Source organism: Paenibacillus terrisolis (genome assembly GCF_056171975.1).
Genome location: NZ_JBKFGG010000048.1, coordinates 26100 through 51950 on the forward strand (window position 1 = coordinate 26100; position 25851 = coordinate 51950).

25 protein-coding genes are annotated in these 25851 nt (G+C 52.3%); 10 read left to right on the forward strand and 15 right to left on the reverse strand.

From position 1 onward, the window contains the following. Positions 1–160 precede the first annotated feature (160 nt). The 3 genes from ACI48K_RS24300 to ACI48K_RS24310 all read left to right on the forward strand — a co-directional run bounded on the left by ACI48K_RS24300 (position 161) and on the right by ACI48K_RS24310 (position 3587). Positions 161–1549, forward strand: coding sequence for an MBOAT family O-acyltransferase (locus ACI48K_RS24300; RefSeq protein WP_475030225.1), 1389 nt, complete (start codon positions 161–163; stop codon positions 1547–1549). A 250-nt stretch (positions 1550–1799) separates the two neighbouring features. Next, positions 1800–3215, forward strand: coding sequence for a copper amine oxidase N-terminal domain-containing protein (locus ACI48K_RS24305; RefSeq protein ID WP_475030226.1), 1416 nt, complete (start codon positions 1800–1802; stop codon positions 3213–3215). 138 nt (positions 3216–3353) lie between these two features. Continuing rightward, a complete protein-coding gene (locus ACI48K_RS24310) occupies positions 3354–3587 on the forward strand; it encodes a hypothetical protein (RefSeq protein ID WP_475030227.1) in 234 nt (77 codons plus the stop codon). 382 nt (positions 3588–3969) lie between these two features. Here the strand turns inward: ACI48K_RS24310 and ACI48K_RS24315 are convergent, their stop codons facing one another. Further along, positions 3970–4947 (reverse strand): Gfo/Idh/MocA family protein, encoded by a 978-nt coding sequence (locus ACI48K_RS24315; RefSeq protein WP_475030228.1) that lies wholly within the window; start codon positions 4945–4947, stop codon positions 3970–3972. 151 nt (positions 4948–5098) lie between these two features. Between ACI48K_RS24315 and ACI48K_RS24320 the strand changes: the two genes are divergently transcribed. Beyond that, a complete protein-coding gene (locus ACI48K_RS24320; protein WP_475030229.1) occupies positions 5099–5746 on the forward strand; it encodes a nitroreductase family protein in 648 nt (215 codons plus the stop codon). An 85-nt stretch (positions 5747–5831) separates the two neighbouring features. On the opposite strand, the gene ACI48K_RS24325 is transcribed toward ACI48K_RS24320, so the two are convergent. The 10 genes from ACI48K_RS24325 to ACI48K_RS24370 all read right to left on the reverse strand — a co-directional run bounded on the left by ACI48K_RS24325 (position 5832) and on the right by ACI48K_RS24370 (position 18349). Further along, a complete protein-coding gene (locus ACI48K_RS24325) occupies positions 5832–7010 on the reverse strand; it encodes an NAD(P)/FAD-dependent oxidoreductase (RefSeq protein WP_475030230.1) in 1179 nt (392 codons plus the stop codon). Between the two features lie 18 nt (positions 7011–7028). Continuing rightward, on the reverse strand, positions 7029–7472 hold the full coding sequence (locus ACI48K_RS24330) for a helical membrane plugin domain-containing protein (RefSeq protein WP_475030231.1): 444 nt from the start codon (positions 7470–7472) through the stop codon (positions 7029–7031). Between the two features lie 290 nt (positions 7473–7762). After that, complete coding sequence (gene cydC / locus ACI48K_RS24335; RefSeq protein ID WP_475030248.1) at positions 7763–9475, reverse strand: thiol reductant ABC exporter subunit CydC; 1713 nt, start codon at positions 9473–9475, stop codon at positions 7763–7765. A gap of 35 nt (positions 9476–9510) precedes the next feature. Continuing rightward, positions 9511–11250 carry a thiol reductant ABC exporter subunit CydD gene (cydD, locus tag ACI48K_RS24340; protein ID WP_475030232.1) on the reverse strand — a complete coding sequence of 580 codons (1740 nt, stop codon included), beginning with the start codon at positions 11248–11250 and terminating at the stop codon, positions 9511–9513. Then, positions 11250–12266, reverse strand: coding sequence for a cytochrome d ubiquinol oxidase subunit II (gene cydB / locus ACI48K_RS24345; RefSeq protein WP_475030233.1), 1017 nt, complete (start codon positions 12264–12266; stop codon positions 11250–11252). Before cydB ends, cydD begins: the two co-directional genes overlap by 1 nt. After that, complete coding sequence (locus ACI48K_RS24350) at positions 12253–13656, reverse strand: cytochrome ubiquinol oxidase subunit I (RefSeq protein ID WP_475030249.1); 1404 nt, start codon at positions 13654–13656, stop codon at positions 12253–12255. Before ACI48K_RS24350 ends, cydB begins: the two co-directional genes overlap by 14 nt. 184 nt (positions 13657–13840) lie before the next feature. Next, positions 13841–14218, reverse strand: a complete 378-nt coding sequence (locus ACI48K_RS24355) for a nitrous oxide-stimulated promoter family protein (RefSeq protein WP_475030234.1) — start codon at positions 14216–14218, stop codon at positions 13841–13843. Positions 14219–14223: 5 nt separating this feature from the next. After that, positions 14224–15876: a hypothetical protein gene (locus tag ACI48K_RS24360; protein WP_475030235.1), complete on the reverse strand. Its 1653-nt coding sequence runs from the start codon at positions 15874–15876 to the stop codon at positions 14224–14226. Between the two features lie 3 nt (positions 15877–15879). After that, positions 15880–16668, reverse strand: coding sequence for an ABC transporter ATP-binding protein (locus tag ACI48K_RS24365; RefSeq protein ID WP_475030236.1), 789 nt, complete (start codon positions 16666–16668; stop codon positions 15880–15882). Between the two features lie 211 nt (positions 16669–16879). Next, positions 16880–18349 (reverse strand): catalase, encoded by a 1470-nt coding sequence (locus tag ACI48K_RS24370; protein ID WP_475030237.1) that lies wholly within the window; start codon positions 18347–18349, stop codon positions 16880–16882. A 366-nt stretch (positions 18350–18715) separates the two neighbouring features. Between ACI48K_RS24370 and ACI48K_RS24375 the strand changes: the two genes are divergently transcribed. Next, complete coding sequence (locus ACI48K_RS24375; RefSeq protein WP_475030250.1) at positions 18716–19441, forward strand: IclR family transcriptional regulator; 726 nt, start codon at positions 18716–18718, stop codon at positions 19439–19441. A gap of 44 nt (positions 19442–19485) precedes the next feature. Further along, positions 19486–20310, forward strand: coding sequence for an aldo/keto reductase (locus tag ACI48K_RS24380; protein ID WP_475030238.1), 825 nt, complete (start codon positions 19486–19488; stop codon positions 20308–20310). A 513-nt stretch (positions 20311–20823) separates the two neighbouring features. Here the strand turns inward: ACI48K_RS24380 and ACI48K_RS24385 are convergent. From ACI48K_RS24385 to ACI48K_RS24395, 3 genes are all read right to left on the reverse strand, one after another. Beyond that, positions 20824–21099: a hypothetical protein gene (locus ACI48K_RS24385; RefSeq protein WP_475030239.1), complete on the reverse strand. Its 276-nt coding sequence runs from the start codon at positions 21097–21099 to the stop codon at positions 20824–20826. 235 nt (positions 21100–21334) lie between these two features. After that, a complete protein-coding gene (locus ACI48K_RS24390) occupies positions 21335–21916 on the reverse strand; it encodes an NAD(P)H-dependent oxidoreductase (RefSeq protein ID WP_475030240.1) in 582 nt (193 codons plus the stop codon). Positions 21917–21958: 42 nt separating this feature from the next. After that, the gene (locus ACI48K_RS24395; protein WP_475030241.1) at positions 21959–22969 is read right to left on the reverse strand and encodes a Gfo/Idh/MocA family protein; all 1011 of its coding nucleotides are present in this window, start codon (positions 22967–22969) and stop codon (positions 21959–21961) included. Between the two features lie 209 nt (positions 22970–23178). Between ACI48K_RS24395 and ACI48K_RS24400 the strand changes: the two genes are divergently transcribed. Next, entirely contained in the window at positions 23179–23307 is a 129-nt protein-coding gene (locus ACI48K_RS24400) for a DUF4023 family protein (RefSeq protein WP_475030242.1), read from the forward strand. 59 nt (positions 23308–23366) lie between these two features. Here the strand turns inward: ACI48K_RS24400 and ACI48K_RS24405 are convergent, their stop codons facing one another. Next, positions 23367–23555, reverse strand: a complete 189-nt coding sequence (locus ACI48K_RS24405; RefSeq protein ID WP_475030243.1) for a hypothetical protein — start codon at positions 23553–23555, stop codon at positions 23367–23369. A 220-nt stretch (positions 23556–23775) separates the two neighbouring features. On the opposite strand from ACI48K_RS24405, the gene ACI48K_RS24410 reads away from it, so the two are divergent. The 3 genes from ACI48K_RS24410 to ACI48K_RS24420 all read left to right on the forward strand — a co-directional run bounded on the left by ACI48K_RS24410 (position 23776) and on the right by ACI48K_RS24420 (position 25600). Then, positions 23776–24279: a hypothetical protein gene (locus ACI48K_RS24410; protein WP_475030244.1), complete on the forward strand. Its 504-nt coding sequence runs from the start codon at positions 23776–23778 to the stop codon at positions 24277–24279. A gap of 75 nt (positions 24280–24354) precedes the next feature. Beyond that, positions 24355–25377 (forward strand): TIR domain-containing protein, encoded by a 1023-nt coding sequence (locus ACI48K_RS24415; RefSeq protein WP_475030245.1) that lies wholly within the window; start codon positions 24355–24357, stop codon positions 25375–25377. Then, on the forward strand, positions 25370–25600 hold the full coding sequence (locus ACI48K_RS24420) for a hypothetical protein (RefSeq protein ID WP_475030246.1): 231 nt from the start codon (positions 25370–25372) through the stop codon (positions 25598–25600). The genes ACI48K_RS24415 and ACI48K_RS24420 overlap by 8 nt, the downstream gene beginning before the upstream one ends. Positions 25601–25851 lie beyond the last annotated feature (251 nt).

Sequence of the window (25851 nt, forward strand, 5' to 3'; positions counted from 1 at the left end):
CCTTGCCCAGCTTGGGCAGGGTCATTTTTTTGTCGACTTTTGGCGAGGCGTATGTGATAATTTTGATGTTGTTCGCCCTGGAACATATTTCAAATTTTTGATAGATTCTTTCCGGCAGTCGCGGCATTTTGAGGTGTATTTTTAAAGGAGGACCCGATCCTTGCTGTTTAATTCCTACGCATTCATTTTCGGCTTTTGGCCCGTTTCCTTTATCGTTTATTTTCAATTGAATCGTTTTTTCCCTCCGGTAGCCGGAAAGCTGTGGCTCGCGGCTGCTTCTCTATTCTTCTACAGTTGGTGGAGCGTAAAATCGCTGCCGCTGATCCTCGGTTCGATTCTGTTTAACTATGTGATGGGCCGGACGATCGGTCATGCTGCAGCCAAACCCGTCCGGATTCGAAAGTTGTTGCTGGCCACTGCGATTGCCGGCAATCTGCTGCTCTTGATTTACTATAAATATGCGGATTTTCTCATCACTAACGTCAATTCCTTGTTCTCTGCCCATCTGAAGCTGCTCGAGCTAGCCCTTCCTCTCGGGATCAGTTTCTTTACTTTCACGCAAATCGCCTATCTCGTTGACGCCTATCGCGGGAAGGCCAACGAATACAGCATCGTCAATTACGTGCTGTTCGTCACGTTCTATCCGCATCTAATCGCCGGCCCAATCCTGCATCACAAGGAAATGATGCCACAATTCGACCGGATCCGAAGCAAAGCGATCGTTCCCGGCAATGTGGCCCGGGGACTGTTCGTATTCTGCATCGGTTTGTTCAAAAAAGTCGTGATCGCCGATACGTTGGCACCTATCGCCACCCAAGGCTTCGACGTATCCACCCATCTGGGCTTGATTCAGGCTTGGGTCACGGCGCTGGGTTATACGCTGCAGCTCTATTTCGACTTCAGCGCTTATTCGGATATGGCGATCGGGATTGCGCTGGTATTCAACATCAAGCTGCCGGTTAACTTCAATTCGCCGTACAAAGCGGTCAGCATTAAAGACTTCTGGAGCCGCTGGCATATGACGCTCAGCCGCTTTCTCAAGGATTATATCTATATCCCTTTAGGCGGAAACCGCAAAGGTACGCTGCGCACCTATATCAATCTGATCACCACTTTTCTGATTGGGGGAATCTGGCACGGGGCAGGCTGGACTTTTATCATCTGGGGGCTGATGCACGGCATCGCTCAGGTCGCGCAGCGGCTTTGGAGCAAGACGGGGGTGGTTTTGCCGCGGTGGTCCGGCTGGCTGATCACTTTTCTGTTCATCAATTTCAGTTGGGTTTTCTTCCGGGCCAAAACTTGGGACGACGCGCTTAAGGTTCTGCGAGGAATGTTCAACATCCATGAAATCTCCTTGTCCATGCAGCTGCTTGGTCAACTGGCGCTCATTATCGCCGCATTAGGCATCTCACTGTTCGCTCGCAACTCCATGGAAATGAAATACAAGTTCACGCCGAGCCTCAAATACGCCGCTTTTATCGGGGTGTTGTTTGTCTTTTCCATTTTGTACTTCAACCAAGTTAGCGAATTTTTGTATTTTACGTTCTAGGTAAATTGAACAAAAGAAAGTAACATGGCAAAAGTGTGAAAAGTTCTGGCAGAAGCTAAAAGCTTTCTGAAAGAAAGCTGCATCGGAAGCATATGCTTGCGTTCGCCTTTGTGACCGGGTTTCTACCTTAATTTGAATTTACTTAATCAGAGAAATCCGGGAGCAACAGCGATCGAAAGAACATTTCATGCGGTTGCCTCCATACGCACAATCATTAGTTCAATTTATATAGATAAGGAGATTTCCCGCTTTGAAGAATATACGTTTTGTTCGCTGGTTTCTGGTTTCCGTCCTGCTGTTCGGGGTTCTCGCAGGGGCGTTCATGTACGCGGTCGACCCGCTGCAGTTCTACAGAAAAGCCGCCTATCCTCCTCTGTTCTCCAAGCAGCAGCGCTATCAAAACCCCGGCCTCGCCAAAAACTATACATACGATACAGTGATTCTCGGCAGCTCCATGACCGAAAATTTCGTTCCTTCCGAAGTCGGGAGCATCCTCGGCGGCAGCGTCATGAAGCTCTCGATCGAAGGCTCGACCTCGAAGGAACAGCGGATGATTGCGGATCTGGCGATAGGCACGGGACAGGTCAAAAAAGTGCTGTGGGGGATCGATTATTTCTCGTTCCGGGACAACAACGTTCAGGATGAAGGCACGTTTCCTTTTTACCTCTACGATGATTCCAAGCTGGACGATTACAAATATATCTTCAATATTTCCAATATGAAGCAGGCTTTGGCCGCACTTGTACTCCCGAAAAGCTCGCTCCCCTCCATGCGCAATCTCGATACCTTGGACAATTGGGACGCTTCAGCCGTGTATGGCCCGACCCAGGTTTGGGCTAAATGGGACGAGGGCCGGGTCGCGGAGCAGTTGACCTCGGAAAGCGAGCCTTCGCTGGATGTGGTGAAACAAAACTTTGAGACGAATACGATGAGTCTGATCGAGGCCCATCCAAGAATCAAGTTCATCATTTATTATCCGCCTTATTCCATCCTGCGCCAGCAGCTGTGGAAAGAGGTTAATCCGGTTCGATTCGCCAACCAGTTGGAGATGAAGGAGTACATGTTCAAGCGGTTCAGCGCATACGACAACGTTAGCGTATACGATTTTCAGAGCGACAGCTCCATTACTTACAATTTGGACGCCTTCAAGGACTTGTCCCATCATTCGGCGGCCATCAACAAATTGATTGCGGAGGACATTGCCGGCGGTTCGCATCTTGTGACCGAAGATACGGTGAAGCAAAACAACGAACTGCTGGAGGCCCAGGTGGACCGCCTTATTTTGAACAAAACCGGGCCGCTGTTTTCCGCCGAATTCCAGGTTAACGGAAACCCGATCGATCTGGGTCAGCTTCCGCCGGCAGAAAAGGATCTTTTGCGCGTGCCGATCAAGGATTTTGCCTTGGCAGCGGGGATCGGCTTTAAATATGACACGGCCGGCAAAAAAGTGACCTTATCCCGCGGAGACCGAAAGGTTACGCTGACCGTCGGAGCGAAAACGGCCACGGTTAACGGAGAGAACGCCGCGCTTGAGGTACCGCCTGCGATTTATAAAGACCGCATCGTTGCGCCGCTAATCGCGGTCGTCCAGCTGCTTCAGGGCGAGGTTCAAATGAAGCAGAAGGATGCGGATCCCCATTTCATGATTTATGACATTTCGCTGTGAGTGTGAACGTCATGAAGTAGCTAAGACCGCAAAGCAAGGCCGTCGTGAAGTCAATCGAATGACTTCGAGGCGGCCTTGTTTTGTGGCGTCAATAGAGCCGGGCTGGCGGGTCGGGTGTCTGTGACGGTGGCGGTGGTCATGCTGGTATTACTGGTATTACTGGTGCTGGTGGTGCTGGCGCTGGCGCTGATGGTGATGATGGTATTACTGTTGCGGTGGTGCTGGTGGGTGATGTTGATGATGGTATTACTGGTTGCGGTGGTGCTGATGGGTGGTGCTGGTCGTGTGATGATGGTGCTGGCGCTGCTGTCGGTGCTGGAGTTAATGCCCGTGGTACTGATTACTGGTAGTTGGCGGTATCTGCGGGGCTAATGGTGTATGCAATAAACTTCTAACGGACTCCAGCGACCTTATTTTAATAAAAATGGGCCATCTAAAAAGCTAACGGACTCAGGAACCCCTATTTGGCCCAAACCAGCGAAAAATACGCCGTTTAGAGCTAAATAAGATCATCTGAGTCCGTTAAAATTTTTGTGGTATCTAAAAAGCGCAAATAGCGCTTCTCAGATCCGTTAGAGGTTAAGATCGAGCGTAGCCAAACAGTAGATGGCCCAGGGTCGGGTCATTAAGGCCCAGTTTATCGCCGATTTGAATCGAATTGCGCATTTAACTTACTCGTTCTCGCCGTTTCGAATCGAATTGCGCACTTAACTCGCTCGCTGATTCGGACCGATTTACCACATCATACCCCAGCTTACTCGCCGATTTGAACCGGCTTGCCGGTTGCGGCCGATTCCAGTGCGGCAAAGGTCACGGCTTGGGTTTTGATAGCGTCGTCGTAGCTCGAAAGAATCCGCGAGGAATCTCCCGTCCGCAGGGCGTGGATAAACGCGGAGGTCTCGGCGGCATAAGGATTGTCCTCGCCCCGATATTCCGTGTTTACTCCCGGAGCGGTAATCTTCAGCCCTTGAGGATTCCAAGCGAGAATTCCGCCGTCGGTGTATAAATGAAGCCCCACCTCGCCGACGCCGCCCGGAAGCACGCAGGTATTGGAAATGGTGGCTACCGCGCCGCTGGCGAGTTTCATGGTTACGCTTCCAATGTCCGTAACGTTTACGTTCTCATATTGGCTTTGCACGATCCGGTTGCCGTATGCGGCATAAACTTCCGTAACCTCGCCCGCCGTATAACGGAGCAAGTCGACGATATGGGTAGTCTGCTCGATAAATTGTCCTCCCGAAAGCTCCTGTCTTCTCCACCAGGATACCTGCGGCATATCCCCCATCCATGTTCCCAGCGCCATGCCGACCGTCCGGCCTTGAAGCGCTTCTTTCATTCTCCGGATCGAATCCTTATACCGGAAATGATAACCTACCGCATGGATCAGCGGTTTCTCCTCCAGACGCGATAAAATTCCGCGAGGAACCTCCAGATCCGTGCTGAGCGGCTTTTCCACGAGAAAAGGTATGCCACGGGCAATCAGCTCATATTCGATCTCGCCATGAGCCATAGGCGGTATACACAAGTAAACGCCATCCAGCTTAGAATCATCCAACATATCGCTTAACTTGGCGTATCCTTTGGCGCCCGGATACCGTTCAGCCAGAGCCTTGGCCTTCTCAAGGCTTGTCCCGGTCACCGCGGCAACCCGCACACCTTCCGTTCCCGCCAAAATATCCCCATGGACTTTGCTGAACCAGCCGGTTCCGACAATTCCGATGTTTAACGTCATGTCCAGTTCCCCTTTCATTTGGTCATTCTCTATTAGATTAGCCGTGATAGCCCAGCTTATCAACTAAGAAATCTAACTGTTCTTGAATTTATAACAGTTAAGTTTTATACTGACAATGACTATGAATTCAATCGGAAAGGATGGATTAGAAATGAGTACTGAAGTAAAACCTAACCTCAATGACTTCTATACGGTGCTTCGCGAGAGACATTCCGTTCGCGCCTATGATCCTACAGTAAAAATCTCCCGGGAGGAACTGACGGAAATGCTCGAGTTGTCGATTTCCGCTCCTTCATCCTCCAACCTGCAGCCTTGGCGTTTCCTCGTCATCGATCAAGACGATCAGAAACAAAAGCTGCTGCCCATCGCCAATAACCAGCAACAAATCGTGGACGCTTCGGCGATCATTGCCGTGCTTGGCGATCTGAAATCCTACGAGCATGCGGAAGAGATCTATGGCAAAGCCGTTGATATGGGCGCCATGACCGAGGAAATCAAACAAAATTTCGTAGAACGTCTGGTTAAAGGATACGGCGCCAGAGGTCCTGAAGGCATGCAACACATTAACCTGTTCGACGCTGGTCTGGTCTCCATGCAATTTATGCTGATCGCCAAGGCTAAAGGTTACGATACCGTGCCTATGGGCGGTTATGACGCACAAAAATTCGACGAAGCTTTCGGACTTCCGGAAAACCTGAAATCAATCCTGCTGATCGCGGTCGGCAAAGCGGCCAAAGCAGCTCATGCGAGTCCACGCCTTCCGCTCGATCAAATTACGCACTGGAATTCCTTCAAATAACGACATCAATGTCATTGAACATAATAAAGCGGCTGCTTCGGGTTATCTCATCATCCGCGGCAGCCGCTTTTTGATTAAAGCTCCATTAATAAGCCAAGGCATCCATCGATTTGATATGGGAAAGGTAACGAATATTGCTGGCTTCCTTCATCATCGTAGCCGGGAGTCCGCGAAGCGCCGTATTGTTCGCGCCGACGGTAGCAACCGCATCTTTCCGGCCCAAGCTGGCCAAAGTCCCCGAATTGACCGGCTTGAACACTTCCATGGATTTATTCGTCAAGAATGCGTACAGGTTATATCCGATCAACTCGCCCATCTGCCAAGCGATTTGCGCGGTCGGCGGTTGAGGGCGTTCGTCCGATCCGAAATAAACCGCGCTGTCGCCCGCCACAAACACGTCGGAATGAGACGCCGATTGAAGGTAGTTATTGACCGTCGCGCGTCCGCGATTGACTTCAAGCCCGGATTCGCCCACGAGCGGATTGCCTTGAACCCCACCTGTCCAAACAAAGGTGTTGGCGGTGATTTTTTGACTATCCTTCAGCTCGATCAAATTCCCATCTACGTTCGTAACGGGGAGCCCCGTCAGAAATTGCACGCCGCGCGCTTCCAGGCTGGCTGTCGCGCGAGCAATCAGCATATCCGGCAGCACAGGCAAAATCTTCGGCCCGGCTTCAACCAGCAGCAGCTTGACGGCTTTGGGATCTACGCCGTACTTTTTGGCGAGCTTCGGCATCTGGTCGGCGATCTCTCCGACCAATTCGACGCCGGTCAAGCCGCCTCCGCCAATGAGAATCGTCGCATCGGCTTCGTTGCCGGTTTGCGAAAAGGCGTGAATCCGCGATTCGATGTGCCGATAAATAGAGTTGGCGTCTTCAGCCGATTTCAGCACCATGCTGTATTTTTCAAGGCCGGGAATGCCGAAATAAGCGGTTATGCTGCCCAGGCCTACTACCAGAGCGTCATAAGTCAGAACCGTGCCGTCGGACAGCTTCACTTCTTTTTTGTCGACCGAGAAGTTCTCCACTTTGGCGATGCGAAGATCGATGTCTTTCCCCTTAAACAACTTCTCGAGGGGCAGCGACACCGCTCGTTCCGAGATGCTTCCCGCCGCAAGACGATGCAGTTCGGTAATAATTTGATGCGTTGGATATTGGTTCACCACGGTAACCCGGGCTTCCGATTTATTCAAATATTTGCGAACGTTCAAAGCGCTGAGTACTCCGCCGTAACCGGCGCCCAAAATAACAATGTGTTTTGACATATCCTTTTTCCCCCGTTATTAATGTTGACTGGTCTCGCGACCGGCGACTTGAAGATACGCGTTGGCAAACCGAAGCAGCTTCTGTGCTTGCGGGTCCTTCAGCATTTTTAGCAGCCCGAACAGACCGATCGCCTCCTGACTGGATTCGGCGCGGTCTTTAGCTTCGATAGCGGCCGCCGCAAAATGCTTCACTTTATCCTTTACCGGGCCCGCGATTTCCTGGAGCGCTCCGATCGTATCCTGCTTCAGCACCTCGTCTGTAGCAACCGACTTAGCAAAATCGTATGACTTCGTCAACACGCCGATCACTTCCGTCAGCTTGGGCAGTTGATCCACCAAAACGCTGAGCGATTCCTGAACTTCAGGCTTAAGCAGCTTTTCCAGAAGCTCCTGCAAATCCGGCCCCCCGGACAAAACCGCCGCTTCTTGCTCCGTTTTTGTTTCCGTGATTGTTTCCGACATATCCGATTCTCCTTTGATCATGAAATAGGTAATTTAATTAATGAGGGGAGTGACATCCCCTTAATCTCCACCAACCAGGAAAAAGTTGGTGAAAATTTGCACAACTTTGCACCGAACAATTCACATAAATATTAACACATTTCGCCGAAAAAAGTATTAAAAATCACAGCATTATTTCTGCACACCCTAGTTTTCACCTAAATCGTTCACAAAAATTCCAAAAATGTCAAAAAACCGTCAGAGCCCTTGTCCTGACGGTTTTATAATTTATCAATTCGAGCCAAATAAACCTATTCTTCCGGGCAATCCAGCCGATACAAATTCCGGTAACGCGGTTCGTGTTCCATTAATTCCGCATGAGTCCCCCGCATCAAAATCCGGCCATGCTCCATGAAAATAATCTCATCCATATGCTCCGCGTTAGCAAGATGATGCGTTACCCATAGGAGTGATTTACCCTTGGCAGCTTGAAAAATCGTGGACATCAGCTCCCGTTCGGTTCGCGGATCAAGCCCAACCGTAGGCTCATCGAGGATGAGGATCGGCGTATCCTGCAGCAGGACACGCGCCAACGCGACGCGCTGCCGTTCGCCGCCGGAGAAGCGCTGGCCGGTTTCCCGCATCGGCGTGTCCAGTCCCTCCGGCAGGTCGGCGATCAGCGGAGCAAGCCTAGCCGCTTCGGCGGCCCGGCTCACCTCCTCATCCGCAGCATCCGACCGCCCGAGCCGAATATTGTTCGCCACGGTCGTGTCGAACAAATGTGGGCTCTGGTTCAGGACGGAAATCAGCTGCGGAATGTGATCGCCGAGACCGGCCGCCGGGAAGCCGCCGATGGTCACTGCCCCCTCCGACGGGACCAGCGCCCCTTGGATCAGCTTCAGCAGCGTCGACTTTCCGGCCCCGCTGCGGCCAATCACGGCGATACGCTTCCCCTGCGGGATGTCCAGCGACACGCCTTCCACCGAATTGCCGCTATGCTCGTCATAAGCATAGCTGGCGCTTTGAATGCGCACTTCCGCGCTGCGGGTTAAAGCGTCCAGTTGCTCCCGGCTGATGCCGCCGTTGCTGGCCGACTGCCGGCCATCGCCGCCGGAAGAGATTCGCTCCAACCGTTCAAGCGAAACGGTGTACTGCGGAATTCGCTCCACTGCCTCCGAAACCGGCAGGAAGGCGTCCGACAGCGGGAAGACGATCAGCACAAAAGCGGCGATCAGAGTGGCGGCGATATGTCCTGCCGCCGCTTGGCCTCCCGACCAGAATACCATGGAGACCACAAGCGCTCCGACAATCAGATGTCCGATCAGGCTCCGCCATCTGGCCCAGGACCGAAGCTTGCGGTCCTTCCGGGCTACAATGGACTCGTCATGCTCGTAGGATTCCAGAAACTCGGCGGAACGTCCGCTGATGGTCCAATCCCCGATGCCCATCACGGCGTCGGTCAGCTTTTGGTACAGGCCGCTCCGTTCGCGTTTCACTTCCATGTTGGTGCGTTTCGTCATCCGCAAAGAAAGGTAAGGAAGTACGACAACCAGGACAAAGATATAGGCCGCGAGCAGCAAAGCGAATACAACGTCGAACGCGCCCATCGCGATCACGGTCGCCGCGTACAAAATCAAAGCGACCAAACTTGGGAACACCGTGCGGATGTAGACGTTCTGCAACTGCTCAATATCGTCGGCAAGCGCGCCGAGAATATCGCCTGTCCGGTAGCGGGAGCGGATAAAGAGTGCTTGCGGTTCCAGCATGTTATACAGACGGACCCGCATTTTGGCCAAAATCCGCAGCACCGTGTCATGGCCGACCAGCCGCTCCACATAATGAATGACGGCCCGGCTGATCCCAAACGTCCGGACTCCGACGATCGGCACATAGACGAGCAGGACGTTATACGGCTGCAGCGCCGATTTCGAGATCAGGTACCCCGAAGTAAACATCAGCATTCCCGCAGACAGCAGCGTCAGCGTGCCGAGAATGAGATAGAGCGCAAACCTGCCGCTGTACATGCGAAAATACGGAGTAATCCATGGCTCCTGCTGCTTCACGACGATATCCCCTCCCGCTGCGAAATGACCAGATGATAATAGACACCTTTTTGCGCCATCAATTCATCATGCGTCCCCGTCTCGGCGACCCGGCCATGTTCCATGACGATAATACGGTCCATATCCCTCATCCAATGCAGGCGATGGGTGGCCAGCAGAACCAGCTTGCCTTCGAACAAAGGAAGCATCGTGCTCTTAAGCTCATATTCCGTTTCGATATCAAGATGCGCCGTCGGCTCGTCGAGCAAAATTACGGGGCGGCGGCTCAGCAAAGCGCGGGCCAGCGCGACCCGCTGCTCCTGACCGCCGCTGAATGCCCGGCCGCCGCCGCCGATCGGCTCATCCAGTCCGCCGGGGAGTCGCTTGACGATCTCGTCCAAGCCCACCGCGGCAACCGCCTGCTCCACCTCGGCCAGCGTGGCATCCGGCACATTGAAGCGGATGTTGTCCGCCAAAGAGCCGCTGAACAGATAAGGGCTTTGCGGAATATACGTCGTCTGCCTGCGCCATTCCGGCGCCGTCAAATCGCCAAGCTCCGTTCCGTTCCATTCGAAACGGCCCGCCGTTGGCCGCAAAAATCCGCCGAGCACATCGATCAGGGTCGATTTGCCCGCGCCGCTTTCGCCGATGATGCCGATCTTCTCGATCCCGCGGATCGTAAGGCTCACATCCTGCAGCGAAGGCCTGCCTTCCTCCTCGTGCCGAACCTCGACGGATTTCAAGGCAAGCGTGCTTTCGGGCGTCCACTCTAAAGACACCCCCGCTGGGACCGGCTCCGCTTTGGCGGCTTCTTCCTCAGCCGCGGCGATAATGTCGCTCATCGCCTGACCCGCCTCTTTGCCGTCCAGCGTAGCGTGGAAATCCGCGCCAACCATCCGCACCGGCAGGAAGTACTCCGGAGCGAGAATCAACACGGTGAGCGCCGGAAGCAGCATCATCCGGCCGTCCACAAGCCTTAAGCCAAGGCTTACGGCAACGGAAGCGACGGACAGCATGGTGAAGAAGTCCAGCGCAAAAGAGGACAGGAACGCAACGCGCAGTGTACGGAGCGTGGCCGAACGATACGATTGGCTAACCCGGTCGATCGATTCACTGTGGCTTTTGCTGCGTCCGAGAAACTTCAACGTTTCCAGCCCGCGCAGCGAATCGACAAAGTGGTTGGACAGGACGCGATAGGATTTCAGCTGCCGCTCCGTATGCTTGCGCGCCGTCATCCCGATCAGGATCATGAACACGATAAGAATCGGCATCGTAACGGTCAGAATAACCCCCGAGGCCAGATCCAGCGTGTAGACATAAGCGAGGATCAGCACCGGCGTTATTCCCGTCGCCAGCATCCGCGGCAGAAACAGCTCCAGGTAAGCCCGGAACTTGGTCACGCCCTCCAATACAAGGGTGACCAGATTGCCGGTCCCCTCTTTGCCGGCGAAGCGGGGTCCCAGCTCAAACAGCTTCTCCAGCACCTGCGCGCGCAGCGCCTTGCCTGTCCGCTCGGCAAAGCCGTAAGCGGCCTTTTGCTGCAGCAGCGCGCAAATCTGCCGGACCAGAAAAGCAAACAGGAACAAAACGGCCGTACCGGCTTGTTCCTGCAGCTTTGCGCCGGCAAACAGCGCGGAGACGACCTCCGCGAGCCATTTCGCCTGCAATATGATAGCTATGCTTTGAAGGAGGGTCAAACCGGCCATGATAACCATGACCGGCTTGATTCCCTTGAATTTCATTAAACCGCGTCCCATTAATATTCCAAATGCTCCTTCTCGTGTACGCGTTTATGGAAAACGAAGTAGCTCCAAATTTGATATCCCAAAACGAACGGCAGAAGGCTAAGCGCAACGATCGTCATCACTTTCAGCGAATAATGGCCGGAAGCCGCGTTGTTGATCGTCAATGAAAACGTCTCGCTGATCGAGCTGACCATAACGCGCGGGAACAACCCAATGAAAACCGCCGAGATGGAGAGGGCAATCATCGCTCCGGTCATACCGAAAGCCCAACCGTCGCGTTTACGCGAGATGAACATCCCCGCCAGCACGAAAGCCGCGATGCCAAGCACCAGAACGATGCCGAGCGGCAGACCGCGCACATCGAAGACATCCGTTTGGAAATAAGTCAGCGCGCCAAAAGCCAGGAACAGAACCGCCAGCGGAATAAGCATCTTATGCGCCAGCTTGCGGGCGCGCTCCTGCAAATCTCCCGTCGTCCGCAGGGAAGCGAACAGCAGGCCGTGAACAAGACACAGCACAACGACCGTGATCCCGCCTACCAGCGTATAAACGTTAACCATATCGAACAAACCGGCTTTCATTTCCATGTCCCCGTCGATCGGCAGGCCTTTCATCAGGCCGGAGAATACGACGCCAAGCAGGAACGGCGGCAGCAGACTGCCGACGAAAATGGCAACGTCCCAGGTTGTCTTCCACTTCGTATGATCGACCTTGCCCCGGAATTCAAAAGCAACCCCGCGTCCGATCAAAGCCAGAAGCAGCACAACGAGCGGAGTGTAGTAGCCGCTGAACATCGTGGCATACCAGTTCGGGAACGCCGCGAACATCGCGCCGCCCGCCGTCAGAAGCCATACTTCGTTCGCGTCCCAGAACGGGCCGATCGAGTTGATCAGCACCCGGCGTTCCGTATCGTTCTTAGCCAGAAAACGGGTACTCATTCCGATCCCGAAGTCGAAGCCCTCCAAAAAGAAGAAGCCGATAAACAATACTGCGACAAGGACAAACCAAAGCTCATTAAGAGACAGCATGATATCCCTCCTTACCGAACGGATCGGCCGTATGTTCAGTACGGTTATCGTCCGCATTCGGCCCTTTCTTGATGACCTTCACGAACAGGTAAACCATGACCGCGCCAAGGATCGCATAAATCGCCGTAAATGCAATCAGAGAGAACAAAATTTGTCCGCCGGTCACGCTCGGAGATACGCTGTCCTTCGTTTGCATCAAGCCGAATACCGTCCAAGGCTGACGGCCGAATTCCGTCATGACCCAACCGGATGTGTTAGCGATGAACGGAAGCGAAATCGCCCACAGCATCGCTTGATAGAACCATTTGTTCGGTCGATCCAATTTTTTGCGCCAAGCCAAATAAGTACCGTACAAACCTAGTAAAATCATCAAGCTGCCTGCGGCAATCATGATCCGGAAGCTCCAGAACGTGGTGCGGACCGGAGGGATGTAATCGCCGGGGCCATATTTTTGTTCATACTCCGCTTGCAGCTCGTGCATCCCTTTGACCTCGCCGGAGAATTTGCTGTAGGACAGGAAGCTGAGCAGATAAGGAATTTTGATTTCAAAATTGTTCTTTTCGTCTTTCGAATCGATATGCGCATACACCGTCCAAGGTGCCGGATCGCCGCTCTTGCCCCAAAGTCCTTCGGAGGCGGCCATTTTCATCGGCTGGGTTTTCACCAGATATTGCGCTTGTTGATGGCCGAACAGCGCCGTGGCGAACGAAGCGATCAAAGCTACGATAATGCCGATGGTAAACGATTTTTTGAAGAATGCCGCATCTTGGCGTTTCAGCAGCTTGTAAGCGCTCACCCCCGTGATCACAAAGGCGCCCGTCGCAAACGCACCGAGTACGGTATGCGGGAATTCGACCAGCAGTTGTCCGTTCGTGACCAAGGCGAAGAAATCGTTCATTTCCGCGCGCCCGTTATTCACCGCGAAGCCGACAGGATGCTGCATGAACGAGTTGGCGGCCAAAATCCAGAGCGCCGAAACCGTCGTGCCCACCGCAACGAGCCAAATGCAGAGCAGATGCACTTTTTTGGAAAGACGGTCCCAGCCGAAAATCCACAAACCGATAAAAGTGGATTCCATGAAGAAGGCAAACAGAGCTTCGATTGCCAGCGGCGCACCGAAGACATCGCCCACGAACCGGGAGTAATCCGACCAGTTCATGCCGAACTGGAATTCCTGCAGAATGCCCGTCACGACCCCTACCGCAAAATTGATAAGGAACAGTTTCCCCCAGAATTTAGCCATGCGTTTGTATTCTTCGTTGCCCTTCCTCACGTACATCGTTTCCATGATCGCGATCAAGAGGACCAGGCCAATCGACACAGGAACAAAGAAGAAGTGGAATATCGTCGTGACCGCAAACTGGAGGCGTGCAAGTATAATCGGATCCAACATTTCCTTTCCCTACTTTCTAATAATTATTATCTAAGCAGAATTCTATCACGGAACAAATTCAGCGAACGCAGCAAAAGTAATAATTTTGTGACAAGAATCACATGACATTAGTCACAATTGTGATGGTGCCGCCGAAACCCGCGTCACTGTGCGTTTTTTTACAGCTTACCTAGTTGTGAACTTATTGTGAATCCGCTTTTTTCAGTCCATCCATGAGGTGACGAACAGCCAACAAGGGGTGCCTCCCCAGCATGCGCGGTCCGGAGTATCTCATCACCTTGCGGATCTTCTCCCGCGGCAGCGGGGCGTAGCAGTGGACCGGACAGGATTCGCAGGTCGTCTTCTTCTCGCCGAAGCGGCACAAGCTCAGACGCTTCACGGCATACTCGTTCAGTTCGGCGCATTCGTCGCATAACTCAGGCCGTATTGCTCCTGCTTGAGATTCCCGGATTGTCCGTGTCCGGTCATGATGATGTTTGCGGCAGTAAAGTGAAATCATCAGTGCTACTGTCTTTTTTTCGCGGCGGATTCTGGATGCATCTAGATCTTCAAACGGCAACCTCTTTATGCCTCCTTCCGCTTAACCGCTTTGGTCCCAAAAACGATCTTCCAAGCAATAACATTGGCGGCGATCAGCAGAAGTTCATAAGCGAGCACGCCGTAGTGAATGTTCGAAATCACAAAGTGGAGCAGCCCGAATCCCCCCAGCAGCAGCAAAAGCGGGATCATGCGCATCCCCTCGCTTTGCTGGGCGGCTTCGAAGGGCTCCGAGAAAGGCAGCGCTTTGCGCAAGCAGGCGAAACATATGACGGAGTACAGCGCCAAGGCAAGTCCGACCGCGAGCAAATGGGGAATCGCCGACCCACCGAACAACGCGGCGAATAAAATGCCCACCACCACATAAAGCGGTAAAAGCAGCCGGATCAGGCAAGCCAGCAGCGCTCCTTTATATACGGATTGAACGTTTCGGATCGGGAGCGTCCCGTAAATCCAGGCCGCTTTGTATTTGCCCGAATATCTAAGCATCATAATGACGGTAGGAATCAGGATGCCGCAAAAATAAATGAACAGGACCTTTCGGGAACCGGCAAGCCCCTGGAGCCCGCCCTCCAGTCCATCCGAAAATAAAAAGATAAACGGAAAAATGATAGAGAAGCCCAGCGTAGGATACACCTTGAGCTTAAATTCCCTCTCTTTTCCAATCATAGACCAAGTAAAGCGGAAAAATACCTTTTCCTGCGGGTCCGAGCAGACCAGGTTCGCCATTCGCTCCAGCCATTTACCGCTTCCGGCGGCCTTTCGTCCTCCGGGATCGGCGAGCTTCTGCAAGTTTCGCTCCAGCGAAGGCATCAGCTTGATGTAAGCGTAAAATGCGGCCAGCGGCAATACCAGGCACAGCAGCGAAAAAGCAAGGAACAAAGGCTCGCGCGACCGGTGCAGCAGCGTCTCGAACGGCGCGCCGAACCATACCGGAGCAACGAAAAACTGCCACCATTTAGGCCGAAAGGCGACGCTGAAATCCACAAAATTAAACAAGCGCATGAGCAGCTGATATCCGAGCGTAATCCCGATGGTCAGGCCGATTTGCACATAGTTGATGATGTCCTTCAGCTTCTCGCCGTCGAAGAAACGCAGCACCGCGAGGTACAGCAGCGCGGTGACGACCACGATGAACAAGTCCATCAGAATCAGTTCCACCAGAAACAGCAGGAAAAAAGCCGCCCCGTGCCTAATCAGACCTACAGCCAGCGGCACAACGGCAACCGACGCGGTCAGGTAGAACATATAGATGAAAATATGCATCGTCTTGGCCATGGCGATCGTCCGGCGGTTCACCGGCTTGGTCGACAGGATGTTGCGATCCCGAACATCGAGCAGCACCGATGAGAAGTCGGAAATCAGCGACGTCATGATCATAAACATAAAGACGCCGAAAATGAGGCTCATTTGGAATATATAATTGTCCCCCATCAGCACAAAGGCGGAGCTCATCGCTCCAAAAAGCAGATACAGCCACAACGAGCGCAAGAACTGGTTCGATTCGTTCGCATCCGTCTGTTTCGCCTTCCGGTTCTTGCCGACGATGGTCGGAACTCTCCGCGCATCCATCGTCAGCTTGACCTGAAGAATCCGCTGCATGACAGGATAATCCACGCCCATTCTGCCAAACAAACCGCTGAAGCGGTCGAGCACCTGCAGAGATCTCATCTCGCTCATCGGCTACACCTCTTGCACGATGGCGACCAGTTGTTCGGCGATCTCGCGATGCTCGCTAAACCCGGTCAACTGATTGAAAATCTGCTCAAGCGAGCCCTCATGGCTGCGCTCCTTAAGCTGCTCAAAGCTGCCGTCCGCCACCACGCGTCCGCCGTCCAGCAGTACGATCCGGTTGCTGATTTTTTCGACGACGTCCATCATATGGGAAGAATAAAAGATCGTTTTCCCCTGTTCGGCAAGAAGCGCCAGCAGTTCCTTGACCACCATGACGCTGTTGGCGTCCAAGCCGCTGAGCGGCTCGTCCAGAAACAGCACGTCCGGATTATGCAGAAGGCTCGAAATAATCAGCACCTTCTGCTTCATTCCTTTGGAGAATGTGGCGATCCGGGAATGGAACACATCCTCCAGTCCAAACCGATTTATTAAGCGGCGGGCTTTCAGTTCCGCATCGGCTCCCGGCAGCCCGTAGAGCTCGCCGATGAACGTCAAATACTCGCTTGCGGTCAGCGTATCGTACATTTCCGCAATTTCCGGAACATACCCGATTCGTTTCTTATATTCAATCCCGCCATCACGGGGACTCTCGCCAAAAATGCGAACCTCCCCCTCGTATCCGTCCACCAGGCCGAGCATAATTTTGACCGTCGTACTTTTGCCCGCCCCGTTGGGTCCGATATACCCGATGATTTGTCCGGGATATACTTCGAGATCAACCCCATTGAGCACTTGATGATTGCCGTACTTCATCTTTAGATCGATGATCCGAATGATCGGTTCTCCCGATAAAGCCATTTGCTCAACTCCTCTCTAACAATGGATTTATTTTACCATACATTTCCTTGGCCCCGGTCAACTTTGTGAAAAAAAAGACATCCCCGGATCATGCCCGGAAATGCCTTTTCGTTTATGTCAAATAAGGACCGTGAACCGCGCCGGAATGGCGTTAGGGGGCCGCCATTCATACGAATGCGCGCTTTAGGACCTTATCGGTAGTCGACTCGCCTTAGTTCCCCGTACTCTTTGGAATGAAGCCGCTGATATCCACTCCAAGCTCCTGTGCAAGACGCGCGCCGTACTCGGCGTCAGCCCGGAAGAAGTTGCAAACGGCCCGAAGCTGAATCTGCTCGCTCGTCTGCTTCAAATCATTGACCAGATTGGCGATCAAATGATTTTTCTCTTCCGGCGTGAAGCCGCGGTACAGCTCGCCGGCCTGAGTAAAGTCGTCGGTTTTGGCGATTTTTTCGCGTCCGGTTTGTCCGTGCCCGGCGAGAGGCGAAACGCTATCCTTGTATTCGGGCGCTTCTTTAGGAGTATTATCGAAGCTGTTCGGCTCATAATTCACCGTCGAAACGTCCTGCCGCGTCGTCATGGCCCCGTCCCGCTGATGGTTTCGCACCGGCGCGTACGGGCAGTTTACCGGAATTTGCAGGTAGTTGGCGCCAAGCCGGTAGCGCTGCGTATCCGGATAGGAGAAGAGACGGCCCTGCAGCAGCTTATCCTCGGAGGGTTCAATCCCCGGCACAAGCGCACTGGGAGAAAAAGCCGACTGCTCGACCTCGGCAAAAAAGTTCGCCGGATTGCGATTCAGCGTCATGGTTCCTATTTTAATCAGCGGGTATTTGTCCTCCGGCCAGACCTTTGTAGGATCAAGCGGGTTGAAGCCCCACAAGTCGAGATCCTCCACCGGCATCATCTGTACGTTCAACTCCCACCCCGGGAATTGCCCGCGCTCGATATGTTCGTGCAAATCACGCGTCGCGTGATTGAAATCCCGGCCTTGTACCTCCCGGGCTTCATCCGCCGACAGATTGACCACGCCCTGCTTCGTTTTCCATGTATATTTCACGTACGTTGCCGTTCCCTGCGCGTTGAACCATTTGAACGCATGAACCCCAAAACCGTCCATTTGGCGATAGTTCGCCGGCGTCCCGTTATCTGAGAACACCCAAGTCATCATATGGGTCGATTCCGGCGTCAGCGTCATGAAATCCCAATAGCGCGCGGGGTCCTGAATATTCGAATCCGGAGCAGGCTTTAAAGAATGCACCATGTCGGGGAACTTGATCGCGTCGCGAATAAAAAACACCGGCAGATGGTTTCCGACGAGGTCATAGTTGCCTTCCTCCGTGTAAAACTTCACCGCAAACCCCCGAGGGTCGCGGGCGGTTTCCGGCGACTCCTTGCCATGGATCACGGTCGAAAAGCGGACGAATACAGGCGTCTCCTGCCCGGCATTTTGAAGAAAATGCGCCTTCGTGTACTCCGCCATGCCGCGCTCGGTGACGAAAACGCCATGCGCTCCGGCTCCGCGGGCATGAACCACTCGCTCCGGAATCCGCTCGCGGTCGAAATGGGCCAGCTTCTCCAGCAGATGGTAATCCTCCAGCAAAGTGGGTCCGTTTTGTCCCGCCGTCCGCGAATTTTGATTGTCTCCGACCGGGGCGCCTTGATTCGTCGTCAACCTGTCAGTCATTTATTCCCGTCTCCCTTCCAATGAATTATATTTAGACTTGGTCTAAATTCTAAATATGATTCTACCATGCCCCTCATAGCTGCTGCATGAAGGTTCGATGAGGGATTTATGAAGAATCCGCATCCGTCTCTTACCCCGTTTTTCCACTAGCCATTATATAGAGAGAACAAAGAAATCATGCCTGATGAAACATGTCGGGTGAAAGAATTTTCAAAGGTAGATAACGTTTGTTGTCCATTATGGATAAATGAAAGACAGATATTATCCTTATTTGAAAATCCGCAATTCTAATGGTATACTCTCACTGGATTTATCTCACAATGACCTGGGAGGTGGCGGAACATCAATCGAAATGAAGTCGGCACGCTGAAGAAGGGGCTCGATATCTTTCATCTGCTAATGGAGCACCCCGGCTTGTCCACCCAGGAAATCATCGAAAAGCTGAAGCTGAATCAGAGCACCGGATACCGATTGGTCAGCACGCTGGAGCAAAACGGGTTCATCGCCAAAAACCGTGAAAACCGCTATACCGTTTCGGAGACGCTGATTGCGCGGCTGCTGGAGAAGCGGGAGCAGACGCAGGATGACTTCATGTGGCGCTCGGTCGCCTTAATGGACAAACTGAGCCGCGAGACCGGAGAGACGACCTATATCGGAATCCTGCAAGGGGCGGAAATGATGATCACCCAAGCGGTGCAAGGCAGGTACGCTACCCGAACCCATCATGAGATCGGCGATCGTCTGCCGCTTTATGCCGATGCGATCGGAAAATGCCTGCTTGCTTATCTGGAGAAGGAAGAGCAGGCAAGGATTATCGGTCAACTGACTTTTGAGAGAATGACGGAGCACACAATAACGTCGCCGCTCGTTTTTCAAAGGGAACTGGAGCAAATCCGCAACAACGGCTACTCCCTCGATAACGAGGAGAACGAGATTGGCGTGAGATGCATCGGGGCGCCGATTCGCAAAAACGGCGAAGTGATCGCGGCCATGGCACTGACCGGTCCCTCCGTGCGCATGTCCAAGGAGAAGGATCCGGCGCATATCGATCTCGTCAAAGGATGCGCCAAGGCGATCTCGGATACGCTTTAACCAACAATAATTACGGTTTAAATCTATTGAAGGAGTGTGTTGATATGAATTTCGTAACATTAAACAACGGTTTGAAAATGCCTCAATTAGGCTATGGCGTGTGGCAGGTTAATGATAATGAAGCCACCGCGGCGGTAACCAAAGCGATTGAAACAGGCTACACCTCCATTGACACAGCCATGATATACCGGAACGAAGCGGGCGTCGGCAAAGCGATCAAGCAATCCTCCGTCCCTCGCGAAGAATTGTTCATTACCACGAAAGTATGGAACAGCGATCAAGGCTACGACAATACGCTGCGCGCTTTTGACGAAAGCCTGGAAAGATTGGGGCTGGACTATGTGGACCTGTACCTGATTCACTGGCCGACGCCGCAATACGACCAATATGTCGAAACCTACAAAGCGCTGGAAAAACTGTACCGCGACGGCCGCACCAAAGCGATCGGCGTATGCAACTTCGAAATCGAGCATCTGGAACGCCTGTTTGGCGAAACCGAAATCAAACCGGTCCTGAACCAGGTCGAATGCCATCCGTACCTGTCCCAAACCGAGCTGAAGGAATTCTGCGCGAAGCATGATATTTTCGTGGAAGCCTGGAGCCCGCTTGAGCAAGGGGGCGAAGTGCTGAAGGACGCCTCCGTGCTGAAAATCGCGGAAGCTCACGGCAAAACGGCCGCCCAGGTCATTCTGCGCTGGCACCTGCAAAACAACTCCATCGTGATTCCGAAATCCGTGACGCCGTCCCGGATTGAAGAAAACTTCGACGTCTTTGATTTCGAGCTGTCGGCAAGCGACATGACCGAAATCAACAAACTTAACCGCAACCGCCGCAGAGGCCCGAAACCAAGCGAGATGAACGGGCGTTAAGAACGAAGTACCGGAAGTTCCAAGGCTTCCCTTACTTCGTCACTCTTCTAGAAGACCTGCTTCACCGTGAGTGGTATAGGTCGTCCGCTAACGTTTCAAACTCTCCTTTAGCTTATATGAACTGAACATATCTACGTCAAAGCATTTGAAATGGCTTTAAGCTGTTTGATTTGCGCTTCGATATACCGCATGCTCATACCCCGTTTTCTGTTGATCATTTCGATAATAAACGCAAAGGACCCGAGAAATGGCACTTTTTTTCAAAGTTTCCATTCTCGGGTCTCAATTTAAATTATGGGATACCCTTAATAATTTTTTTGTTAAGCTTAGGGTATTACTTTTTCATAAATCTTATTTAATGGGCGCTATAAGATTTAGGTATTTTGATTTAGGTATCTTTCAGTCGCTTTTTTCGAATCAAATAAATAACTACGCCTATTACTAGCCCTACGATCAGCAAAAATAATAATAGATTAGGCCAGTTGAATAAGGTCATCTTTATCCTCCTTTGAGTTATTCTTCATGTAGAGCCGCTTTTGAAGTCCACTCAGCAGTTATACCATTTTTTGTTTCCTTATGTTTCCCATAGACATCTATTCTACTTGCAACTACAGCGCCAGTAAAATCTTTATCCAAACTAAGGCTTGCCGTTTCAGACCATGAATCACTACTTACTGTATAGGTATTAACGACTACTTGCGAACCACCAACAAAACCATATTGAGTATAAACTACTTCAACTTTGGATTGGGCTGGAGATGAAGCACTTGCTCCTGCAGTTAATGTCAAATTCTCAAAGAGAATGTCGTGATAAACAGAGCCACCAGCTGATACGCAGCCATAAGTATTATTTATACTGTAAGTCCAAACTTTATGTCATAAAAGGAAGCTTTCCCATTCTGGTCATCGAGCTGAACCACTCTTCGTATATTTTTATCAACGTCAAAACCGCGGGGCAAACCCGACAATTTTATCAACAATTAACGAATGCTCGAAACTCATCATGAGTTGAATATCTTCAAAGTTATTTCAACGCCTGACCCAACTGTTTTACCTGGGCGAGCCATTTGGTCCGTTCCGGCTCCGACAAATATCTCATGCGTCCGATCGTTGTTGAATGTACAGGGCGCACGCCGCAGAAATCCAGGATCGATTTCTTCATCATTTTGTGGCCGGGAGCCCCTTGGACCAGCCGGTAATAAAATGCCGGAGCGTCCATCGTGACGATCAGCCGCGCGCTTTTCCCTTTAAGCAGCTTCTCCGGAAACGGACTTCCGCTCCGGTATTTGAAGGCGAAGCCGGGCAAAAAGACGCGGTCAATCATGCCTTTCAGCAGCGCGGGAGGTCCGCCCCACCAGGTAGGGTATACAAAGACAATGTGATCGCCCCACTGAATGGAATCTCTGACATGCTCCAGCCCTTCTTCGAGAGGAGTGCGGAATTTATAGCCCCCTTCCAAAATCGGGTTGAAGTCGAGTTCTCTCAGGGCGATGATTCGCACCTCCGCTCCGGAGGACGTTGCTCCTTCTGCATAGGCCGCAGCCAGGGCTTCCCCAAAGCTGTCCGGTGTCGGATTTCCTTGAATGACTACTATCTTTTTGCTCATTTAGCTTCCCTTCTTTCCACTCGATCATTTTTTTCAGAGAATTTATTGGACGGTTACCCGTTTTCTCTCTCTGGCGGACTCGAAACAAGCATCCAGCACGCGCATGCCTTTCACGGCATCCTCCGGCGCGAATCGCAGCGGACGTTCCCCCCATACCGCAGCGGCGAAATCATCCACTTCCACGGCATAAGGATTGGCGGCTTCCGGGTTTTCCAGCCGGCTTTTCCCGCCGATCGTTACGGTATAGTCGATATTTTCGGAACCGACGGTAAAAGCGTGCGGAATTTCGATTCGGCCTTCCGTGCCGACGATTTCCAGCGTTTGGCGATGTTCCGCCCACATGCCGCAATCGAACGTCACCGCAGGTCCGCCTGCGAACTCCACAAGCCCTGTGGCCATCATGTCCACGCCGCTATGTTTCGGCGAAAAAAACGCCTGCACCGTAACCGCCTCCGGCTCGCGGCCAAGCAGAAACCGCGCCGCGCTGAGCGGATAGCAGCCGACATCGTACAGCGACCCGCCGCCCCATTCCGGACGCATCCGGATGTTGGTCAAGTCCTCGGCGCTGTTGAACGTAAACGCGCCGCGAATGACCCGCAGATCGCCGATCTCCCCGCTCTCGATAATTTCGCGAATGTGATCCCAACGAGGATGATGGCGGTACATAAACGCTTCCGCCAGCTTCACACCGGACTTGGCGGCGGCGCTTGCCATCTCCTCGGCTTCCGCCGAAGTCAAAGCGATCGGTTTCTCGCAAAGCACGTGTTTGCCGGCTTCGGCGGCCCGAATGGCCCATTCTTTATGTAAATGATTGGGAAGCGGAATATATACCGCATCGATATTGCGATCGGCAAGCAGTTCTTCATAGCTTCCAAAGGCTTTCGGAGCGCCGAACTGCTCCGCCACTTTGCGGCTTTTCTCCAAATCCCGGCTGGCAACCCCTTCGATAATGCCCGTTTTCGATTGGCGAATCGCGGGCATTACCGCATTGACGGCAATTCCGGCGCAGCCGATAATTCCCCAGCGAAGCTTACGCTCTTCATTTGGTTTCATTTCCACGCACCCTCATTTCACTAGTAGTCCCTTTCATTGTACATGGCTTGTTCGTACAAGTATAGAAGCGCCCCACGACCATATGATGAAATTGCGCAAGATGGGGCATAGTATGCGAAAGCAGCCGTGTGATATGAACTTTTCTTCGGAACGGAATCACGCCGGCTTGATGATCCATATTATAGCATTCGAAGGAGACAACGACCCTTATGGACAATTTGCACGAATTTGTGGAAAAAGTGCATGACCAGCAGGCAAAAGAAGCCAAAAATAAAAAGCGCGGACACGGCAATCCTACCGGCCAGCTTCCGAGCAAACCGCACGGTACGCAAAAATAACTGCTTCATCAAAAAAGCCGCTCACAGCGAACTGTGAGCGGCTTTCGTCATCGGGTTTACTAACCTTCATACTTATCCTCGCCGGAAATAAACTCATTTAAGGTTTCTCCTCCGGCGGTGCTGTAGTTTTTGAATTGGGCCAGCCGGCCATTTTTCGCTTCTCCGCCGTTGCCGGTCGTATCGTTTTGACCATTGCTGCTGTCATTGCCGGCTCCGGGGTGTTTCGGTTTGGACTTGTTGTTCGCCACGCTGTAACCTCCCTGTCTCGTCAGCATCTGCTTTGCCATAAGTTAGCGTGGCATTTCGAAGTCCATTTTATGCGCAAGGCGAATGCCGCCGGCTCCGATGCTCCACAGGACTGGACTTAGGTCCAGTTCGCGCCTTCCCCAGAGACCGAAGATGCGGGCGGCATTTTATAGTATGCTATAGACAAATCAATACATAGGATAACGAAAAGGAGATTGAAACATGAACAGAAAATCTTGGATCGGACCCGTTCTGATTTTGGTAGGGATATACCTTCTCTTCTTCCGCAAGGAAGCCATTACGGCAGGCGGCTTGTTCGGCAATTTCTGGCCCACTTTATTCATCATTCCGCTCGGATTGTTCTTCCATTGGATGTATTTCTCGATGACCAACCGGAGAGGAACCGGCCTGCTGATTCCCGGAGGGATTTTATTCACGGTCGGTCTGGTCTGCCAATTGTCCACCATCTTCGATAGCTGGCAGTATCTTTGGCCGGGATTCATCCTTGCCCCTGCCGTCGGTTTGTTCGAGTTCTATTGGTTTGGGAACCGCAACAAATGGCTGCTCATTCCGATCAACATTTTGACCGTGCTGTCCCTTCTGTTCTTTGCCGTATTTTCGCTGGGAACGCTGTATAACCGCCTGATCTTTGGACAACCGGTGCTTGCGATCGCCCTGATTGCCATCGGGGCCGGAGTCATGATCGCTCCACGCAAGCGTTTGTAGAAAATCATTCCTCTCCCTACCAGGGAAATGTATAATAGGGTAGTCGATATATTTCCTTGAGAGGGAGATTATTCCATGCCTTTACAAGCCGTGAAGCCTAGAGTTTTCATAGGCTCCTCCAGCGAAGCCATCCACTATTCCCGGGCCGTCTACGAGGCGTTGAGCCGGATTGCGCAGGTCACGCCTTGGTATACGGCCTTTGATCCGAATCTCTATGCGATGGAAGTCTTGGAGCAGCAGTTGGATCAAAGCGACTTCGGCGTGTTCGTGTTTGCCGCCGACGACGTCGTCCTGCATCGGGGTAAATACGTGTTTATCACACGGGACAACACCTTGTTCGAAATGGGCCTGTTCTGGGGAAAGCTGCGCCGGAAGCGTGTGTTCGCCCTTGTGCCCAAGAATGTGGAGGAACGCGCCGATTTGGTCCATCAGGTCACCGTTCGGGAACTGCATATTTTATCCGACCTTCAGGGAATAAATATATTGAATTATTTGCCTGTTCAGGATGACAACTATCTGGCGGCCGTCGATATCGCTTGCGGCCACATCGCCAGAGCGATCGGGAAGGAGCGGACCTTTAACGATCCCTCTTTGGTCATACGGCGAAAAGACGCCGAACTTCTGCAGAAGCAGAGTCTGCTGCAGTTTTTTTGGGAGTATACCCGCTCGGCGGCGCGCATGGCCCCCAATTACGAATCGCTCAGCGAGGCGGTAAGGAATTCGATTCTGTCCCCCGCCGAGTTTCGCGTAACCGGGGCGGCATTCTGGAAAACGGAAGGCGGCGAAGGCATTCGCCAAGTCGGCGGGAATATAGGAAAAGACAAATTTTATAGCTTTGATGAATATATTGATCAAAAAGAGCAAAAAAAGATCTATGTGCTCGAGGCGTTTTTTAATAACTCGTGGGAATTTTTCAGGCGCAAGGACGTTGCCGAGGTATACGCGCTATGCTATCCTTTAGGTAAGGAGCATGTGCTCTCCGTGCATATCTCGGGGCCAAGCGTTTTACAAGGCGATACGCTCACGGAATTCGTAAGACAGAACGAAGACTTGTTTCTGATCATCAAACATTTGGTTGGAGGGGATTCAGATGAATAATAATTCCAGAATTATTAAGGCATCGGGTTTGGGTCCCAAGGCGGGACAATGGGTCAGCCGCGCGTCAGGCCGGGTTCTTGCTTCAGGTAAATGGACGAAACGCCGCGGTAAATCGGGTACCTTTGTCGGTCCTTCGGCGGACGGCGCGGATCAGGAATACGTACACGTGCTCAGCGGGAAAATTACCGATAAGAAGCCCTCTTTTGCCAAATTCTTTTCATAACCTAAAACGGATGAAGGACCGCTTCGGATCATTGTGATCCAGGGCGGCCCTTTTTTTGTTTGGCCACCCGCCTAGCACCTCGTCAATCCGCGCTCGATTAACCGGGTAACTCCCATCTGGAGCTCGAAGTCAACTTATTTATGATCCAATGACGGGAAAAGCTCCCGTTGCTATGAACGAATTTGTCAATTCCCCTGTTTTTCCCCTTTTAAACAAGGGTTTTCAATTCCTTGGGCACAGAGACAACATGC